The sequence below is a fragment of the Methanofollis liminatans DSM 4140 genome, from assembly GCF_000275865.1.
Classification (GTDB): Archaea; Halobacteriota; Methanomicrobia; order Methanomicrobiales; family Methanofollaceae; genus Methanofollis; species Methanofollis liminatans.
This window is the reverse complement of the sequence record NZ_CM001555.1, coordinates 1,349,621-1,366,763: the sequence shown is the minus strand read 5'-3', so window position 1 is coordinate 1,366,763 and position 17,143 is coordinate 1,349,621. Positions and strand designations below refer to the sequence as shown.

Genomic DNA, 17,143 nt, shown 5'->3' with positions numbered 1-17,143 from the left:
CTATAAAGCACTTTCCCCGGGGGGAACGGCACTCCTGCCTTTATGGTGCGGGGCGTCTGGTGGACCGGGCGGGGAGAAGCCGCCTATCGCGCACGGCAAAACGATTGCACGGCCTTTGAGGAAAAAGCGTGACCGCTCCCCGGAACTTATCGGGGGAACGGTCGTCATCGGTCAGGGCGGTGACCTGACCGGCTCCTTTCGACGCACCCCGTCCTCAGAATAGCCAGCCGAAGAGTCCTTTATCGGCCTGCTCCTCCTGCCCGAGGGTGATGAGCCGGTTCTGCTCCTGCGAGAGCACCTGCACCTGTTCTTCCAGCATCAGGCGCACCTGCGGGTCGCAGTCCGAGCAGTTTGCGATGAGCTGCTCCATTGTCTGGATGCGTTGCCGGTTCTGGTCGGCATACTGGACCAGCAGGCCGGCGGCCTCCCGGTCCCCGCCGTAGAGCATGCGCATCAGGGAGTTCTGGTTTTTGATCTGCTCCTCTGCGGCGTATGCAGCGGCGAACGAGGTGTTCATCTCTGCCCCGAGGCGGGCGAGTTCGGGCCCGTCCCTGCCGGTCACGTTGCCGGCGATGGAGAAGGCATAGAGCGCCGTGTGCACCTGTGCCCGCTCAGGCTCGGCCGGGAGGTTCTGTTGCCGCATTTCCACCTGCTGGAGGAAATGGTCGCGGTCTCTCTGGAGGATGATAGTTTCATCATCGGTGCTGACATTGGTCCTGCCCTGGGTCTGGTCCCGGTCCTGCTGGTTGATCTGGACGCCGGGTTGTTCGACGGTCGTCTGCTGCTTGCGCTCCTGCTCCTCCTGCAGCGGTTGGGCCTGCGGGCCTTCGGATGGGGCGGCCCCGTCTCCGGCCGAATTGTCGCTGTTGCCCGCTCCGTCCGATCCCCCTGCACCCCCTCCGTCCGAGCCGCCGCTTCCGCCGGCTGCGGCTGCCGGGACGCTCAGGGCGGAGAGGAGGAGGAGAAGGATCACCATTGCCGATAGTGTACGGATCATGGTCATCACCCTGCTCGTGTGATTGAGCAACGTGGGAGAGGGTATGGCGATATAAATATATTGCGACGCTCACCTGCCGGTTCGGGATCGCTGGAGCAGGGAGATTGCGAGTATTCTGGTCCCGATGAATCTGTTTGTGCGTATCAGAATGCCGATCCGATACGCATTTCGGCACCTGCACAGAAGAGAGCGGGAGGAGGGTTGAAATATATCCTTATCCTGTGACCCCGTTTGTGCGACATAACATGCACAATATGTCTCACAAACGATCTTGTGCGACACCGATGAGGGACAACGGGGTGTGGGGATGATCGGGGTGTGCAGGATAGAAGGGTGAAGGAGCGAAAAAGGATTTGAACTGCAGGTCTGTAAGCCCCAGGCGAGAGTTGAACTCGCGACCTGCTGATTACAAGTCAGCCGCTATACCACTAAGCCACTGGGGCACGATGCACTACCCTGTTTGTCGTTTCTGATAAAAAACATGGCGATGGTCCTGCCTCCCATCGCCCCGTGACAGGGATGACCGCCCCCTCACCGCCGTTTCCCGCGGGCCACCGGCACGATGCCGTAATCCGTGCACCGTGCGGTCGTCCGGGAGAACTCTCCCCTGAAAAAGACCCTCACCTCGACCTCCTCCCCGTTGTTAAAGCGCGCCATCTGCCGGTCGTAGACCTTCTGCACATGCCTGAGGTTGTTCGCCGAGAAATACGCCCTGAGGGTTTCCAGGAATGCGATCTCCTGGTTGAGAAACGCCTTTTCGTACGCGATCACCGCGCGCGCGATCCCTCTCGCCTCGTCCTCGTCGATCTCAGCCCCGTATTCGCCGTGGAGGTTCAAGCCGCTGATCTGCCTCCAGTCGACATTTCCATCCTCGTCCGCCTCCCGGTGGAGCATATACGGGTACACCCTGCAGATGCTCATCCGCCGGTCGTAGATCGTGCAGCGGTTCTCCGCCGAGAGAAAAACGCATCTCCCGTCCTCCTGTGTCCTGAGCGCATAGCCCGGGACGTAAAACCGGCCGTCCTGGTCGCAGAACTCGAAGTACGGGGCCGGCATCAGTGCCGCGGGGTCCACCTCCAGCACCGTCTCCGCATCAGATTCGAGGAGGAAGACGTGATCGTTGAAGGCGCGGGTGCAGCACCTGCCGCAGCAGGTGCAGGAGAAACCGACCTCCCTGATGACCTCGACAAGTTCTTCCTCCGGGTACGCACCGAGCGCATCGAGTTCAGAGGCATGGGCGGCGATCATCGAGGCGATCCTGTCGGTCTGCTGCACAACCATTCCATGGATCTTGGATGCGGGAGGACGTATTTGTATCTCATCAGGACAGGCGACGCGGAGGAAGGGCGGGATCTGCAGCCGTCGCACTCCTCCTGAAAAAAAGGTCAGATGGCCGTTGCAAGGAGCGGCGCATACCAGGTGCGGTTCTGCGCATACCAGGCGCAGGTCAACTCGATGGCGTCCATGAACCGGTGCCTCGGCTGCCACCCCAGCTCCTGCATCTTCGAGCAGTCGAGGGCATATCGCATATCGTGGCCGGGCCGGTCGGCCACGTACTCGATGAGGGACTCGGGTTTTTTGAGGATCGAGAGGATCGTGCGGACGATCTCCAGGTTGGTCCGCTCGTTTCCCCCGCCGATATTATATGCCTCGCCCGATCTCCCCTCCTCGCCGGCGACGGCGACCCCCTCGCAGTTGTCGGTCACGTAGATCCAGTCGCGCACGTTCATCCCGTTGCCGTAGATGGGCAGGCTCCGGTCCTGGAGCGCCCGCAGGATCATCACCGGGATCAGTTTTTCAGGGAACTGGTACGGGCCGAAATTGTTGGAACTCCGCGTGATCACGGTGTCAAGGCCGTATGTCGTGGCATATGCCGCAACAAGCATCTCGGCCCCGGCTTTGCTCGCCGAATACGGAGAAGACGGCTGCATGCGATCGCCCTCCTTTGAATATCCCGATGCCACGCTCCCGTAGACCTCGTCGGTGCTGATCTGGACAAAACGCCCGACCTCGTGGGTCCGGGCATGCTCCAGAAGCGTGTGCGTGCCGATCACGTCGGTGCGGACGAAGACACCGGCGTCGTTGATCGACCGGTCCACGTGCGTCTCGGCGGCGAAGTTGAAGAGGAGATCGCAGTCGCCGATCCGGTTCACGTCGTCCTTCGAGCAGATATCCCCCTGGATGAAGGTGATCCGGTCCATCACGTCCTCCAGGTTCTCCATTCTCCCCGCGTAGGTGAGTTTGTCCAGCACGACGATCTCGCTCTCAGGGTGGCGGTCCAGCATGTGCCTGACAAAATTACAGCCGATAAATCCGGCGCCGCCGGTAATAACGATTTTCATGGATTGTCCCTCCGGTTCAAATGGTCACGTTCGAGTTATCTCCGATCACAAACTTACTCCCTGCAGGAAGGCGGCCGTCTCTCTCGATGGTGACGTTCTTCCCGATGAGGCTCTCGACGATCCGTTCTGTATTGGAGATCGCCGCCCCCTCCATGATGATGGAATCCTCGATCTCGGTATTGGAGAGGACCGAACTGTTCCCGATGCTGGTGTACGGCCCGAGATAGGTGTTCGATATGATACAGTCGTCGCCGATGATCACCGGGCCCCTGATGACCGAACCGTCCTTGATCACCGTGTTTTTGCCGATCCTGCATCTTCCGGACACCGTGCTGTTCTTGACGTTCTCCAGGCATGCCCCGTTCCCGTTCATGCCGGGCAGGGCGTCGAGGACAAGGCGGTTCGCATCGATGAGGTCTTCAGGTTTCCCGGTGTCTTTCCACCACCCGCTGACGAGGTCATACGTCACCGACCGGCCCTGAAGGATCAGCCAGTGGAGAGCGTCGGTGATCTCCAGTTCTCCCCGCCACGAGGGTTTGATGCTCTCGATCGCCTCGAAGATCTCGGGCGTCAGGCAGTAGATGCCGACAATACAGAGGTTTGACGGAGGGTTTTTCGGCTTTTCGAGGAGCTGGAGGATCACCTTCCCCTGCTCGTTGACGAGGGCGACCCCGTATTGCTCCGGGTGATCGACTTTTGTCAGGAGCAGGCTGGCTTTCGCATCAGACCTCCTGAAATCATCCACGAAACCTTTAATCCCGCCGAGAAGTATGTTGTCCCCGAGGTACATGACGAACCGGTCGTCCCCGAGGAACTGCTGCGATATTTTTACCGCATGGGCCAGACCTCCCGGTCTGTCCTGGGTGATAAACTCGAATTCGGCGTCCCAGTCCTGCGCCGTTACCTCGCTGATCACCTGCTCCTTGTTCGGTCCCACAACGATGCCGATCGAGTGGATGCCGGCGTCGATGAGATCCTGGATGCAGTAGAAGAGGATCGGTTTGTTGGCGATGGGAATCAGTTGTTTCTGCTGTGAATAGGTCAGCGGTCTCAGTCTGACGCCATGGCCGCCGGAGAGAATAAGGCCTTTCATGTGTCCCCCGAGAACCAATACAGCATGAACTACTATATAATGATATCTCTCGGAGGCGGTGCCTGTACTTCTTCTTTGGGCTTATGGATGCAAGCGAATGGGAAAGATAAAAGAAGTTCACGAGGATAGCGAGTGAGGATCTCTCTCCTCCTGACCGGTGGAGAGCGGTGCCTGAAGTGCTGGCGGAGAAGCGGTCTATTCGTGAAGAAGATCGATCGTTATGGAGCAGACGTGATCGCGTGACGTATCAGATCAGGAATATCACAAAAGGGAGGGACAGATCGTCTCAGAAAAAAGACACATGTTTACGGGGGGGACGTGTCGCCTGAGACGGTTGTATCCTCCTATATAATAGTTAAATATAATGATATTTAATATTATCTATTTTTACCACAGGGCCAATAGAATGAATCGATATTTAATCCCCATTTTTTATTCAATCTATTCAATTGTTGTTCTTCCCCTCGCCTCGGAGAGGTCGGGTCATCCATCGGTCTTTCGTCTATCCATACCCGGTGATCTCGTAATCGATCTCGGTGCTGCTCCGGGCGCACCCTTCCCCGTGCTTGAGAAACTCCTCGATATTTCTCTTGAGAAGTGCAGGAAATGCCGCTCCGATGATTTCCTGGACCGGTTTTCCCGTGCAGAAGAACTTAAAGGTGGGCGTCTGGCGCACCGCATAGCGTTCGAGGGTCCAGGGGTTTTCAGAGACATTCAGCCTGGCGAAGAGGAGTTTCTCCCCGAACTCCCTGGCGAACTGCCTGAAAAACGGCTCTATCTGCTTGCAAAACGGGCACGTTTCGCTGTAAAACATCACCACCGCGGGGAGCGTCCCCCGTTCTATCGCACGCTCCCATGTGGTGTCAGAGACCTCCACCACGCTGTCATTTTCAGTCATATTCATCGGGGAAGATACGGAGTATCTGATATTTTACCTTATCCCGTGGGATTCATACCTCGTTGACCAGATTATTGATGATGTTCTCGCAGATATCCCCTGAATATTCTCCGATTCTCCGGATACTGTCTGAAATGGACACAATCGCCGTCGCCATCGCCGCATCGAATTTCAGCGCTTCCCTGTTGATCGCCCTCGCCTGCACCTCGAGATCCTCGACGCATTCGATCGTGGCATTGGCCCCTTCCAGGTCCTGACCGAACATCGACTCCATCGCCCGGTCGAAGATCTTTGAGGCGGTCGCACTTGCCGTGCCGATCATCTCGACCACCTCGCCCTTTGAACCCTCCTGGTGGAACTCGATCGCGTTCTTTGCGATCCGCGTCCCGTGGTCCCCGATACGCTCGATGATCCGCGAGATCAGGAAATAGTTCATCGCCATCTGGGGGCTGATCCCCATCTTTCTGGCGAGGTTTGCATCGGTCAGCAGGAGGTTGCACTGCCTGGCGATGAGCCACTGGAGGCGGTCGACGTCGTTGTCGCGCGCAACGACATCCCCGGCAAGTGCGACATTCCCGCTCCTCAGCGCCTCGACCCCGTCCTGCTGCATCGCTTTGACAATGACGGCCATTCTCCGGATCGTATTCTGGAACGGCATCTCAGAGGGGTTCAGCAGGTCCTTGATCGTGATCGAGGTCTCGGTCTCCTCCACGACCTCCTGCCCGATCGCCATCTGCGTGAACTCCCTCACGCGCAATCGAATGGACGGCGGCAGGCGCCCCTGTGCAGAGAGGACGATCGTCGTATAGCCCGAGATGTACGCCCCGATAAGACAGCGCAGGATATAGGTCTGATCGGTGGTTGCGTTCACCCGCAACTCTTTCTTTCTCTGGACTGCCTCCTGTTCGATCTTCGGCGTGACCAGAAGGGTGCCGTCAGGCTGAACGATCAGGCCGACAGGATCATTTTTCCCGATCCTGGAGGCCTTTATCCACTCCTTCGGGAGGGAGACAATATAGGATGACCCGCCGGTGATCTGGACTTTCCGGATTTCCATGATAGTGTATAGTGTTTCCATATAGGTATATATTCTGCTTTTCTCTCTATACCGACATATACTTTCCATGAATTATATTCAGACAAATAGTATAATTCGAATCAGATTATAACCGCGTCTGCCGAGATTACTATGGTGAAATCCATTGGAGAGTAAAACTTTCAGGTTCCTTGTCGCGCCGGTCATGGCGCTCCTCGTCCTTGCCACCCTCTTCACCGGGTGTGTCGGCAACGGCGGTGAAACGACTCCGTCCACCACGGCCGCCCCGACCGTGCAGAGCATCTCGGTCACCGGTTCGACGACGGTCCTCCCGATCGCCCAGAAGGCGGCGGAATCCTACATGGACGCCAACGCCTATGCCGACATCCAGGTCAGCGGCGGTGGCTCCGGCGCCGGCGTCCAGGCCGTCGGTGAGGGAACCGCCGACATCGGCATGGCCTCCCGCGACCTCAAGGCCGCCGAAAAGGAGAAGTACCCCGACCTTGTCCAGTACGTCGTCGCCCGTGACGGCATCGCCGTCATCGTCAACCCGGCCGTCGCCGTGAACTCCCTCACCACCGAGCAGATCAAGGCGATCTACACCGGCGAGACCAAGAACTGGAAAGAACTCGGCGGTTCAGACATGACAATCGTCGTCATCGGCCGCGACAGTTCCTCGGGCACCCGCGAATTCTTCTCTGAGAAGGTCATGGAAAAGGCCGACTATGTCAGCACCCAGCTCGAGAAGAACTCCAACGGTGCGGTGAAACAGACCGTCGCCCAGACGCCTGGCGCCATCGGCTACGTAGGCCTCGGCTACCTCGACGCCACGGTGAAGGCCCTGAAGATCGATGCGGACGGCACACTGGTCGAACCGTCGATCGAGACCGTCACCAGCGGCGACTACCCGATCGCCCGCACCCTCAACATGTTCACAAAGGGCGAGGCCTCCGGTCTCTCGAAGGACTACCTCGACTACATCCTGAGCCCTGCCGGCCAGAAGATCGTCGAAGAGGAAGGCTTTGTCTCAGCCTGAAGAGTCGAATCATGAGGCATCCGGAGAGCATCTGAACCGGCCGGTCTCCACACCCGGCCTTCAGAAGACCATTTTTCCTCTTTCCTGTGGTGAACAATGATGTTAGAAGATATTCGGAGAGTATCGTCCGGACGTTTTCCATCGGGTTATTATATGCATGGCTGGAAGGAGAAGTTCATCCGGAGCCTCTGGTTCGCGACCGCGTCGTTTGCCGTCCTCAGCGTATTTTTCATCATATTCTTCCTGGTAAGGGACTCCATCCCGCTCTTCCAGACCGTCGGCGTCCTGGACCTGATCACCGGGAGCACCTGGAACCCGACCGGGGCAACACCGTCGTACGGCGTCTTCTCTCTCATCGTGGGCACCATCCTCGTCACCCTGGGGGCGATGGCGATCGCCGTCCCGCTCGGGCTTGCGAGTGCCGTCTATCTTTCAGAGCTTGCACCCTCAAAAGTAAAGGCCGTGGCAAAACCGGCGATCGAACTTCTTGCCGGCATCCCTTCAGTGGTGTACGGCTTTTTCGGCCTGATCATCCTGACAGACTGGCTCCGCCTCACCTTTGACGTTCCTTCCGGGGAGAGCTGGCTTGCTGGCTCCATCCTGCTCGGGATCATGGCCCTCCCGACGATCATCTCGGTCTCTGAGGACGCCCTGAACATGGTCCCCCGGATGTTCAAGGAGGGTTCGCTCGCCCTCGGCGCCACCCACTGGCAGACGATCAGCCGCGTCCTTGTCCCCTCGGCGATCTCAGGGATCACGGCGGCGGTGATCCTGGGCATGGGCCGGGCGATCGGCGAGACGATGGCCGTGATCATGGTCTGCGGCAACGCCGCCGTCATTCCCGAACCGATCACCAACGTCCTCTCGCCGGTCAGGACCCTCACCGGCACCCTGGGCATCGAGATGGGCGAGGTCGCCGTCGGAAGCATGCATTACAGCGCCCTCTTCGCCGTCGCCGTCGTGCTGCTCGCCATCACCCTGATCGTGAACCTCTCGGCCGTTGCTATCCTCAAACACATCAGGTCGAAGCACGGGGCTGAAGCTTCCGGACGCACCCTGTTCTCGCCGGAGAGCGAGCGCCTCAAACTCGTGTTCAGGGCCGTTCTGGTCCTCCTGGCTGTTCTGATCGTCATGTACCTCTTTGCGCCTCTCACGGCCATCGCCTTGCTCGCCTCCCTGGCGTTCCTCCTCTTTGTAAAAGACCGGATATCCCCGAAGGTCTCGCAGAAGATCGCCTTTAGCCTGATATGGGGGGCGATCGCCGCCGTCCTCTGCGTCCTCGGGATCATCCTGCTCTACATCATCGTCAACGGCCTCCCGGCGCTGACCTGGGAGTTCCTCACCCAGCCGCCCCGCGACCTCGGCCGGGCCGGCGGGATCTTCCCGGCCATCGTCGGCACCCTCTACCTCGTCGCCGGGGCGATCGCCTTCGCCCTTCCCATCGGGATCGGGGCGGCGATCTACCTCTCCGAATACACGCGGGGAGGCAACCGGATCACCGACATCATCAGGACCGGGATCGATCTCCTCAACGGCATGCCCTCGATCGTATTCGGCCTCTTCGGCTTTGCTTTCCTGGTGATCTTCCTCAACTTCGGCGTCTCCCTCCTTGCCGGCATGATCACCCTCGGGCTCATGATCCTCCCGACGATCATCAGGACGACCGAGGAGTCGCTGAAGAGCGTCCCGGCCTCGCTCCGGGAGGGGAGCCTCGCCCTCGGGGCGACAAAATGGCAGACGATCAGCCGGGTCGTCCTCCCGCCGGCCGTGCCGGGCATCCTCACCGGAACGATCCTCTCCATCGGCCGGGCCGCAGGCGAGACGGCGCCGATTCTCTTTACCGCTGCGGTATTTTCCAAACGTTTCCTCCCGACGTCGGCCTTTGAGCCGGTGATGGCACTCCCCTATCACCTGTTTGTCCTGGCGACAAACGTCCCGGGAGCGACGAAAAACCAGTACGGCACTGCCCTTGTGCTCCTTATCCTGGTGGTTGCGATCTACGCCGTCGCCATCGGTATCAGGAGCCGCTACCAGAAGAACGTCAGGTGGTGAATATGACGACAGAAGCAGCCATTATCAGCACAAAAGGCCTCAACCTCTATTACGGGGATAACCACGCCCTGCAGGAGATCGACATCTCCTTCGCGCGCAACCGGGTGACCGCCCTGATCGGGCCGTCCGGGTGCGGAAAGTCCACCCTGATCCGGTGCCTGAACCGGATGAACGACCTCGTCGACAACGTGCGGGTCGAGGGGGAGATCCTCTTCGACGGGGAGGACATCGTTTCTCCCAGAACCGACGTCGTCGAGATCAGGAAACGCATTGGCATGGTCTTCCAGAAACCCAACCCCTTCCCGAAGTCCATCTACGAAAACGTCGCCTACGGCCCGCGGGTCCACGGCATCAGGGACAAAAAAACCCTCGATCAGATCATTGAAAAAAGCCTGAAAGACGCCGCCCTCTGGGACGAGGTGAAGGACCGCCTCCACGCCTCGGCGCTCGGCCTCTCGGGCGGGCAGCAGCAGCGGCTCTGCATCGCCCGGACGCTCGCCGTCGAGCCCGAGGTGATCCTGATGGACGAACCCTGCTCGGCTCTGGACCCGATCGCCACCGCAAAGATCGAGGACCTCCTCGAAGAACTGAAGAAACGCTATACCGTGATCATGGTGACGCACAATATGCAGCAGGCGGCCCGGTCGAGCGATTACACCGGCTTTATGTACCTGGGAAAACTGATCGAGTTCGGCGAAACCGACCAGATCTTCGAGGCGCCCCGCGAACAGTTGACCGAGAACTATGTGACCGGGCGGTTCGGCTGAAGGTGACCAGATGAGCGAGAAATTTCACGAAGAACTGAAAGGTCTGCAGCGCGAGTTCTGCGATTACGGCGCTTTCTCGGCCCAGATGCTGAAAGACGCCTTTGAAGCCCTGAAGACGGGCAATCTCGACCTCGCGGCAGACGTCAACGCAAGAAAAAAATACCTCTCCGAACGGTCGGATCATTTCGACGAACGATTACTTACGCTCATCGCCCGCTACCAGCCGATGGCGCAGGACCTGCGGACGATCATCTGCACTCTCAAAATGAACACGGCGTTTTACCGGATAGGAAGATACGGGAAAGATGTCGCCATCCTCGTCCCTGACTTCGCCGCCTCAGGCCACCTCGGCCGGATGCTCAACCTCCCCCACATGGCGGAGATTGTCTTCTCGATGATCGACGACACCCTGGAGGCCTACGAGTCGGGAAACACCTCCTTGCTCCTGGATTTCTCCGAGAGGGACGACCGAGTCGACGATCTCCGCTACTCGGTCTTCAGGGAGGGGATCACCTACATGATGGAGGACCCGCGCAATATCGGCCGGTGCATGGACTACGTGATGATCGCCCGGTATCTCGAACGCTGCGGCGACCACTGCTGCGCCATGGCAGAGAAGATCCATTACATGGCCACCGGCGAGCGGGTGGATATCAGCTGAAAGGCCCTGAACCCTCTTTTTTTGACCGTGTAGAAACTCTCACTTTTTCCGGGTGCGAGCGTGATCCGGTCGCCTTCCCTTATCTTCGGGCTGGGGCTCTGCCCCCGGACCCCCGCACATGATTGCCCTGGCTATGCGAGGAAGGCCCGGGCGGCGCATCTTTTGATGAAAAATTGATGGATGGGCGTGCCGGCGTGTCTTGTCCATCCAAGCCCCAATCGCAGTTCTGCAGGGCAGCACGCCGACCAAAATCGTCCCCTCACGCGAGCGGTCGCAAAACACCCCCGCTCCTTCCCGTCCCTTCGCGCCCAGAGCGTGGGATCATCCCTCCCTCTTCCGGGGCAAGCACCTGACCCCCTCCCCCGCTGCCTCTCAGACCAGCGGAGTCAGCACCATGCTGAGGGCGAGGAGGATCGCGGCAAGGACGACGATCAAGAGCACCGTTCTCGTAATGAACCGGCGGGCGGCGACCTGCTCGTAATACTCCCGCGGCCCTATCCTGAGGGTGAGAGTCGCGATCAGCGCCCCGGCCATCATCCCGATGACGTTCTCCAGGACGAGCACTGTCGAGGGGAGGAGGTAGGGGTGCATCATGGCAAGGGCGATCCCCATCACCGCCGTCGGCGGGAGGAGGGCGGCGGCGATGGCGACGCCGGCGATCAGGTCGGACATCCCGCGCGCGAGGGCGAGCACCGACGCGAACCCCAGCAGGACCGCCATGAAGATGTAGATTGGGCTCACCTCGGTCCGGGAGAGGATCTCTGAGGTGATCGCGAGGGGCGTGACGAGGTTGAGGGCGAACGTGGTCAGGGCCGAGAGGGCGAAGACACAGGCGAGCAGCCCTGCAAGAACGCCGATGCTCCGCATACCGTCGCGCGCCTTCCCGATCGCCATGTTGATCGCAAACCCGTAGATCGGCCCCAGGATCGGGGAGAGGAGCATGGCGCCGATGATGATCGCCACGTTGTTGAGGAAGAGGCCAGTCAGGGCGATGATGCCCGCGATCGAGGTGAGAACGACTTTACCGGCATCGAACTTCTGGTAGGGTTTTGTGGTGTCGAGCAGTTCTTCGATGGGCGTCTTTTCAGGAGTTTTTGTCTTCTCCTCGGCCCTCTTCAGGTACGGCGAGATGACAAAGTCCGGGGAGAGCACCTCGATGAGGTTCTCCCGGTAGCGCATGTCGATTGCAGGTTTTATCCGTTCGATGAAGGCGTCGAGGTCGCTGTCTGGCACGAAGACCTTGACCTGGTAGACCCCGTCCGCGTGGACGATCACATGGTAGACCCCTTCGAAGAGAGGGAGAAGATTTTCGTAGTCCTCCTTTCGCGCATTGATCAGTATTTTCTTCATGATCCCTCTTTTCACCTCATATCCATCGTTTTCGCCTGAAATAGATAAGCAGCACAAGGGCGACCCCGGCCATCAGGGCAAGGGAGGTCGGATAGCCGTAGCCCCATTCCAGTTCGGGCATATTCCTGAAGTTCATGCCGAAGACACCGGCGATGAAACTGAGCGGGATGAAGATGGTGGCGATGATCGTGAGCACCTTCATCACCTCGTTCATCCGGTTGCTCGCGCTGGAGAGGTAGATGTCGAGCATGCCGGCCGCCATGTCCCGGTAGGTTTCGAGGGTGTCGATCACCTGTACCGTGTGGTCGTAGACGTCCCTGAGGTAGAGGCGGGTCTGCTGCGTGACCAGGGTCGAATCCGTTCGTTCGAGCCCGGCGATGACCTCGCGCATCGGCCAGACACTTTTTCTGAGAAAGATCAGTTCTCTTCTCAGTTCCCTGATGGAGCGGAGGGTCTCAGGGTCGGGATCGGCGATGATCTGGTCGTCTACCGCCTCGATCCGCTCGCCGAACCGCTCGATCACATGGAAGTATCCGTCGACGAGGGCGTCGATGAGGGCGTAGGCGAGGTAGTCGGCGCCGAGACGCCGCGCCCGCCATTTCGGCAGCCTGATCCGGCCCCGCACCGGATCGAAAACGTCGCCGGGCCGCTCCTGGAACGAGATCACGTATCGGTCGCCTATGACGAGGCTGATCTGCTCGTCCGCCACCCTCCCGTCTTCGAGGGAGCCGATCATCTTCATGACGACGTAGATCGTCTCGTCGTAGTCCTCCATCTTCGGCCGCTGCTCGGTGTTTAAGATGTCCTCCAGGATGAGGGGGTGGAGCCCGAAGATCTCGCCGGTTTTCTCGATGACACCGACCTCATGGAGGCCGGTGATGTTGATCCAGACGACGGCGTCGCGGCCGTGGTATGCGGCGAGGTCCCCGGCATCCTGGACCGATGTTTCGTCGATCCGCTCAGGGGTGTACTCGATCACCTCGATCGTCGTCTTTCCGGCCGCCTCGTCGCCGACGTAGACGAGCGAGCCCGGAGGGAGGCCTGCTTTCTGGGAACGCCTCACCACGGCGCCGGTCATCGCTCCCCACCTCTTCTCTCGCAGGCCGGCCTCGCCCCTCGCTCCCGCGCCGGCAGGCTCAGGGCGCTCCCGATCGCCCTGAAGGCGTCCTCGATCTCGGGGAAGTTGGGAAGGCAGTTGTCTTTGAGGATCCGCACCGCCGCCCCCATGCTCTCCCCGCCCAGGAGGGAGGCGACCACCATCTTCCCGGTCTTCTTCGAGAACCTGATGATCTCGTAGGCGATCTCCACGGGATTGAGGACGGCCGAGGGGACGGTGACGACGACGACGATGTCCCATGCCTCCTGGTGCTCGATCAGGACGTCGAAGACCTTCGCGTAGCGCCCGGCCCCGCCGTCGCCGATGATGTCCATCGGGTTTGCGCGGTTCCAGAGCGGGGGCAGAAAAGCGTCGAGTTCGCGGCAGATCTCCTCGGGGAGCGTGGGGAGCGAGACGCCGTATTTTTCCGCGTAGTCGGATGCGAGCACGGCAAATCCCCCTGCACCGGAGATAACGACGCACCGGTTCCCGCCCGGATACCCCTCGGAGGCGAGGAGTTCGCCGACCTGGAAGGCCTCTTCAAGCGATCCTGCAAGGATCACGCCGGCCTCGCGAAACGCCGCCGCATAGACTGCATGCGAGCCCGCGAGGGATCCGGTGTGGGATGATGCTGCCGCCTTCCCCTTCTCCGACGCCCCTGACTTGACGGCGATCACCGGGAGGCGTGCGGTCACCGCCTTTGCCGCCTCATAAAACCGCCTGCCGTCCCTGATCTCCTCGACGTACAGGATCACCGCCCGCGTCTTTTGATCGCCGGCGATCGCCTGGAGGAGGTCGGGGAAACCGAGGTCTGCCTGGTTCCCGACGCTGACGACCGCCGAGAACCCCACGCCGGCCTGCACGCTCCAGTCGGCCACCGTCGTGATCACCGCCCCGCTCTGGGAGAGGAAGCCGATATGTCCGGGCTTCGGCGAGATCGGATCGAAGGTGGCGTTGATGCCGAGGTGCGGGAGCATGATGCCGAGGCAGTTGGGGCCGAGCACCCGGACGCCGTGCGCCCGTGCGGCCCTGATCACCTCCTCCTCGCGCCTCCGCCCCTCGTCGCCCGTCTCCCTGAAGCCCGCCGAGACGATGACGGCGAGACCGATCCCCCGCTCCCCGCACTCCTCGACGATCCCGGCGACAAGCGGAGCCGGGACGGCGATCACGGCCATATCCACCTCGCCCGGGATCTCCCTGACCGAGGGATAGGCAGGCACGCCGAGGACCCTCGCGTACTTCGGGTTGACCGGGAAGACCCGGCCCCTGAAGTGGAGGAGGTTTCGCAGGATCGCGTAGCCAATCTTTGCCGGGTCGGAGGACGCCCCGACGACGGCGATGCCGCTGGGCGACGGGAGGACGAAGGGGGTCCGCTCCTCCCGCTGGGCCTCGGGCGTTCCCCCGGCGATGAACCTGGCATCGACGGCGCAGGCCCCTTGCTCGTAGAGGATCAGGGGGTTGATATCGAACTCCTCTATCTTCTCCTCCATAAAGAGGTGGGATGCCGCCAGCACCGCCTCCACCAGGGCCTCCCCGTCAAGGGGGGGCGCCCCGCGGTAGCCGCGGACGAGGCGGTGGGCCTTCAGGCCACGGACCATCTCCCGCGCCCGCTCTTTGGAGACCGGGGCGAGGCCGAAAGCGGTGTCCTCCAGGAGTTCGACGAGCACCCCGCCGGCGCCGACGGCGATCACCTTCCCGAAGGCCGGGTCGGTCGTCCCGCCGACGATGAACTCGAGGCCCTGCGGGAGTTCTTCCTCGACGATCACGCCGTCGACACCGGCGCCCGGATCTGCTGCGGCGACCGAGGTGAGGATGGCGTCGTAAGTATTTTCGGCCTCTTGCCGACCCTGTATCCCGGTTATAACCCCGCCAACATCGGATTTGTGGACGATATCCGGGGAAACGACCTTGAGCACGACCGGGTAGCCGATCCTCTCCGCGATCGCCCCGGCATCCGCCCGGCTCGCCGCAACCTCGTGCTTCGGCACTCGAATGCCGTATTTCGCCAGAAGCGCATACCCTTCTGCTTCACTCAGCCGCCGGGCCATTCCTGTATCCCTGTTCTGGGGAGTGCCTATAAACAACTATCGCCCATCTCGGTCTGAAGAAGCATTATCCCGCTCTTCCGCCAATAGATAACCACTATGGCAAACCTCACTGTGGCGGTAATGGGCCCCGCAGGGTATGCAAAGGATCTCGGCAAGAAAGGGACGAGCACCGATATCACCTTTTACAACCTGAAAAAAGGCGCAGACACGGTCACCTTCATCGAGCCGACCCGATACCCCGAGCGCCTGGCACCGCTCTTCTATGCCGCATCGCTGGCCGACGCGGCGATCGTCGTCGTGGACGCCCTCAACGCGACCTTCGGCGAGTGCCTCCTGATGCTCCAGGCCGCAGGGATCGGCAAAGGGTTCCTGGTCCTCAGGAACTACATCTCGCCCGACCAGATCCGGCCCCTGCTGAAGGGCACCGTCCTGGAGAACTACGAGTGCATGGAGGAGGATGCAATCACCCTGCGCGATCGCCTCCTCGACGCCGCCCACCAGATCGGGATCGAACGCTCCCTCGCCGACCAGAAGAAGACCTGCATCATCCCGATCGACCACTTCTTCAATGTGCGCGGGATCGGGACCGTGATCCTTGGCTGTGTGGCCGACGGACACCTTAAGAAGCACGACAACTTAAAGGTGCACCCGGTGCATAAGACCGCCATCGTCAGGTCCATCCAGAAGCACGACGACGATTTCGAGGACGCGGAGACCGGCGACCGGGTGGGCCTCGCCCTCAAGAGCGTCGAGGCAGAGGAGCTCAGCCGCGGCTACGTCCTCTCCAACGACCCCGCCCTGCGGAGCACGACGGCGATCAGCGGACGCCTCGACCTGGTGCCCTTCTGGAAGGCCCCGATCACCGAGGGCATGGTCCTCCATGTCGGGCACTGGATGCAGTTCGAGCCTTCCCGGGTCGTCTCGGCCTCAGGCGGTCAGGTCACCCTGGAGATGGAGAAGGAACTGGTGTACCTCCCGGGGTCGAAGGCGGTCGTCACCTACCTGGAGGGCGGGAACCTGCGGGTCGCCGGGACTCTGACCATCTCCTGATACTCTTTTTTTCCGCGGCCTCTCACGCGAGGCGATTGACCATCTGTGGAGGGCGTTTCCACTGATGAATGGGGAGGGAAGATCTCACGCGAAGGGACGCGAAGGAGCGGGGGTGTTTTGCGGCCGCTCGCGTGAGGGGACGATTTTGATCGGCGTGCTGCCCTGCAGAACTGTGATCGGGGGAGGATAGATGAAAGCCTCGCCGGCCTGACCGGTCCCTCATGTCCGGGGCAATCCTCGCGCGGCGGTCCGGGGGGTGCAACCCCCGGTGCGGGGATGGCGGTGTGTGCGTGTACGGGTAATCGAGCAGCCTCTGCCGGTAGAACATCGACCGTTACCTATCAGCAGCGCACAGACCCTATCCTTATGCGCTCACCTGAGATCTTCTCAAGCTCGGGAAACTCGAAGAGCCCGAGGTGATCAGGGACCTCGTCTCCGCCCTGGTCAGGGAGAGCCCGTCCGATCCCGTGGGAAAAAGGGAGGCGGTGCTGACACGCGTCACCTGCAGGGGGGCGATCAACGCGGGCGACCACCTCTCGCGGGAGCAGATGCGCCGCCTCATCGACCAGCTCGCCCGGACGAAAAACCCCTACACCTGCCCGCACGGGCGCCCGACGATCCTCTCCTTCTCACCTGACAAACTGGCGGCGATGTTCCAGCAGACGTGAGGGGGGGGCGACCTGGCAGGGGTTGCTCGGTTTTCAAGAACTCTCACGT

Annotated in this window: 15 protein-coding genes and 1 tRNA gene; 6 read left to right on the top strand and 10 right to left on the bottom strand. The window is 60.8% G+C overall.

The window, feature by feature from the left end; all coding sequences use genetic code 11:
* Positions 1 to 214: 214 nt before the first annotated feature.
* The 7 genes from METLI_RS06755 to METLI_RS06725 form a co-directional block, all read right to left on the bottom strand.
* A complete protein-coding gene (locus tag METLI_RS06755) occupies positions 215 to 997 on the bottom strand; it encodes a hypothetical protein (RefSeq protein ID WP_004039066.1) in 783 nt (260 codons plus the stop codon).
* Positions 998 to 1,368: 371 nt separating this feature from the next.
* A tRNA-Thr gene (locus METLI_RS06750) sits at positions 1,369 to 1,440 on the bottom strand.
* Positions 1,441 to 1,528: 88 nt separating this feature from the next.
* Complete coding sequence (locus tag METLI_RS06745) at positions 1,529 to 2,278, bottom strand: YkgJ family cysteine cluster protein (protein WP_004039064.1); 750 nt, start codon at positions 2,276 to 2,278, stop codon at positions 1,529 to 1,531.
* Between the two features lie 104 nt (positions 2,279 to 2,382).
* The gene (gene rfbB / locus METLI_RS06740) at positions 2,383 to 3,339 is read right to left on the bottom strand and encodes a dTDP-glucose 4,6-dehydratase (protein ID WP_004039063.1); all 957 of its coding nucleotides are present in this window, start codon (positions 3,337 to 3,339) and stop codon (positions 2,383 to 2,385) included.
* Between the two features lie 16 nt (positions 3,340 to 3,355).
* Positions 3,356 to 4,432: a glucose-1-phosphate thymidylyltransferase gene (locus tag METLI_RS06735; protein ID WP_004039062.1), complete on the bottom strand. Its 1,077-nt coding sequence runs from the start codon at positions 4,430 to 4,432 to the stop codon at positions 3,356 to 3,358.
* A 502-nt stretch (positions 4,433 to 4,934) separates the two neighbouring features.
* Positions 4,935 to 5,360 (bottom strand): thioredoxin family protein, encoded by a 426-nt coding sequence (locus tag METLI_RS06730; RefSeq protein ID WP_342632916.1) that lies wholly within the window; start codon positions 5,358 to 5,360, stop codon positions 4,935 to 4,937.
* A gap of 22 nt (positions 5,361 to 5,382) precedes the next feature.
* Positions 5,383 to 6,387, bottom strand: a complete 1,005-nt coding sequence (locus METLI_RS06725; protein WP_048103683.1) for a phosphate uptake regulator PhoU — start codon at positions 6,385 to 6,387, stop codon at positions 5,383 to 5,385.
* Between the two features lie 184 nt (positions 6,388 to 6,571).
* Between METLI_RS06725 and METLI_RS06720 the strand changes: the two genes are divergently transcribed.
* The 4 genes from METLI_RS06720 (at position 6,572) to phoU (ending at position 10,882) form a co-directional block, all read left to right on the top strand.
* Entirely contained in the window at positions 6,572 to 7,402 is an 831-nt protein-coding gene (locus METLI_RS06720; RefSeq protein ID WP_004039058.1) for a phosphate ABC transporter substrate-binding protein, read from the top strand.
* Between the two features lie 153 nt (positions 7,403 to 7,555).
* The gene (gene pstC, locus METLI_RS06715; protein WP_004039056.1) at positions 7,556 to 9,454 is read left to right on the top strand and encodes a phosphate ABC transporter permease subunit PstC; all 1,899 of its coding nucleotides are present in this window, start codon (positions 7,556 to 7,558) and stop codon (positions 9,452 to 9,454) included.
* A gap of 2 nt (positions 9,455 to 9,456) precedes the next feature.
* The gene (pstB, locus tag METLI_RS06710; protein ID WP_004039053.1) at positions 9,457 to 10,221 is read left to right on the top strand and encodes a phosphate ABC transporter ATP-binding protein PstB; all 765 of its coding nucleotides are present in this window, start codon (positions 9,457 to 9,459) and stop codon (positions 10,219 to 10,221) included.
* Positions 10,222 to 10,231: 10 nt separating this feature from the next.
* Positions 10,232 to 10,882, top strand: coding sequence for a phosphate signaling complex protein PhoU (phoU, locus tag METLI_RS06705; RefSeq protein ID WP_004039052.1), 651 nt, complete (start codon positions 10,232 to 10,234; stop codon positions 10,880 to 10,882).
* A gap of 372 nt (positions 10,883 to 11,254) precedes the next feature.
* On the opposite strand, the gene METLI_RS06700 is transcribed toward phoU, so the two are convergent.
* Genes METLI_RS06700 through METLI_RS06690 form a run of 3 tightly spaced genes read right to left on the bottom strand, consistent with a single transcriptional unit; the run spans position 11,255 to position 15,376 of the window.
* Positions 11,255 to 12,232: a TIGR00341 family protein gene (locus METLI_RS06700; protein WP_004039050.1), complete on the bottom strand. Its 978-nt coding sequence runs from the start codon at positions 12,230 to 12,232 to the stop codon at positions 11,255 to 11,257.
* A 16-nt stretch (positions 12,233 to 12,248) separates the two neighbouring features.
* A complete protein-coding gene (corA, locus tag METLI_RS06695) occupies positions 12,249 to 13,310 on the bottom strand; it encodes a magnesium/cobalt transporter CorA (RefSeq protein ID WP_004039049.1) in 1,062 nt (353 codons plus the stop codon).
* Positions 13,307 to 15,376, bottom strand: coding sequence for an acetate--CoA ligase family protein (locus tag METLI_RS06690; RefSeq protein WP_004039048.1), 2,070 nt, complete (start codon positions 15,374 to 15,376; stop codon positions 13,307 to 13,309). The genes corA and METLI_RS06690 overlap by 4 nt, the downstream gene beginning before the upstream one ends.
* A gap of 96 nt (positions 15,377 to 15,472) precedes the next feature.
* Between METLI_RS06690 and METLI_RS06685 the strand changes: the two genes are divergently transcribed.
* Together METLI_RS06685 and METLI_RS06680 are read left to right on the top strand one after the other, a co-directional pair.
* Positions 15,473 to 16,426, top strand: a complete 954-nt coding sequence (locus tag METLI_RS06685) for an EF-Tu/IF-2/RF-3 family GTPase (protein WP_004039047.1) — start codon at positions 15,473 to 15,475, stop codon at positions 16,424 to 16,426.
* A gap of 416 nt (positions 16,427 to 16,842) precedes the next feature.
* Positions 16,843 to 17,094 carry a hypothetical protein gene (locus METLI_RS06680; protein ID WP_048103682.1) on the top strand — a complete coding sequence of 84 codons (252 nt, stop codon included), beginning with the start codon at positions 16,843 to 16,845 and terminating at the stop codon, positions 17,092 to 17,094.
* The last annotated feature ends 49 nt before the right edge of the window (positions 17,095 to 17,143 follow it).